The sequence below is a fragment of the Nocardia sp. NPDC059195 genome, assembly GCF_042754695.1.
Classification (GTDB): domain Bacteria; phylum Actinomycetota; class Actinomycetes; order Mycobacteriales; family Mycobacteriaceae; genus Nocardia.
The window spans coordinates 1-1,426 of the sequence record NZ_JBHZBG010000069.1 but is presented as its reverse complement, the minus strand read 5'-3'; the positions used below and the strand labels follow the sequence as shown (position 1 = coordinate 1,426).

General features: G+C 60.8%; 1 protein-coding gene. It reads right to left on the bottom strand.

Annotated elements, in window-relative coordinates; translation table 11 throughout:
• On the bottom strand, window positions 1–1,426 hold a 1,426-nt coding region (locus ACFXKN_RS33460), incomplete at both ends, for a condensation domain-containing protein (protein WP_379434798.1).

Here is a 1,426-nt window from a genome sequence, read left to right as displayed (position 1 = left end):
GTAGTGATATGGGGTATTTCGCGGTGAACCAGCCGATGGTTCGGGAGAGGTCGGCGTCGTTTCCGTAGCGTTCGTCGCGGCCGTGGGATTCGACGTCGATGCCGATCGGGGAGTGGTGTCGGGTGTGTTCGGCCAACGCGAGGGCTAGTGCGGTGAGCAAGATTTCGTTGACGCCCATGTTCAAGCGGGCGGCGGTGTTACCCAACAGCATGTCGGTCGTGTCGAGCCCGAGTGTGGCGACGTGATGCTCGGCGGTGCCGACGATGTCGATGCCCGGTTCGATGGTCGGCAGGATCGGGGGTGTGGACGCGATTTTGTGCCATGTGGGTAGTTGGGCTGAGACTTCGTCCGTTTGGGCGGAGTTGATCAGTTCCATCGACCAGGTTCGGAAGGATGTGCCGCCGGTGGGCAGGGTGATTTGTTGGTTGGTGTGGAGTGTGTTCCAGGCGAGGTTGAGGTCGTCGTTGATGATTCGCCAGGACACGACGTCGATGGCGAGGTGGTGGATGATGAGGGCGAGTTGGTGGTTGGTGGGTTCCCAGAGGGCGCGTAGGACAGAACCTGTGGTGATGTCCAATTTCTCCCTGGCGGTGATGAGGTTGTCGAGGGAGATCTCGGTGACGGTGTCGATGCAGTCTTGGGCGTGTATTGATCCGGGTGGTGTGGTGGTCAGTGTCCAGTCGCGGTCGGTGCGGTGGTGTCCGTTGACGTGTAGTCGCAGGATGGGGTGGGTGTCGAGTAGTGCTTGGATCAGGGCGAGGACGTGGGTGTGTTCGGCGGTTTCGGGGCCGGTGAACAGTAGTGCTTGGTTGAATTCGTCGATGCGGCCTGGGGTGTTTTGGAGCCAGGTGATGATCGGTGTTGGTGGTAGGTCGCCGACACCGTCGTCGTCGTTCATTTCGTTGGTGGTTTGGGTGGCGATGTGTGCGAGTGCGGAAACGGTTTTGTGGACCATGATTTCGCGGGGTTTGACGGTGATGCCGGCGGCGCGGGCGCGGGCGACGACTTGGATGGAGGAGATGCTGTCGCCGCCGATGTTGAAGAAGGAGTCGTCGATGCCGACGTGTTCGAGTCCGAGTACTTGGGCGTAGATCGAGGCGAGTGTTTTCTCGGTTGGTGTCGATGGTGCTCGGTATCGGTTGTTGTCGGTGTAGTCGGGTGTGGGCAGGGCTCGTTTGTCGAGTTTGCCGTTGACTGTCAGGGGCAGGCTGTCGAGCACCACAACTGCCGACGGAATCATGTATTCGGGTAGTCGTGAGCCGACTGCTGCTCGCACGATCGTGGGGTCTACGGCGCCGGTGACGTATCCGACGAGTCGTTTGCTGCCGGGTTGGTCTTCGCGGACGATGGCTATGGCTTGTTCGACTCCGGTGACGTCGGCGAGTGCGGCGCCGACTTCGCCGAGTTCGATGCGGAATCCGCGGAT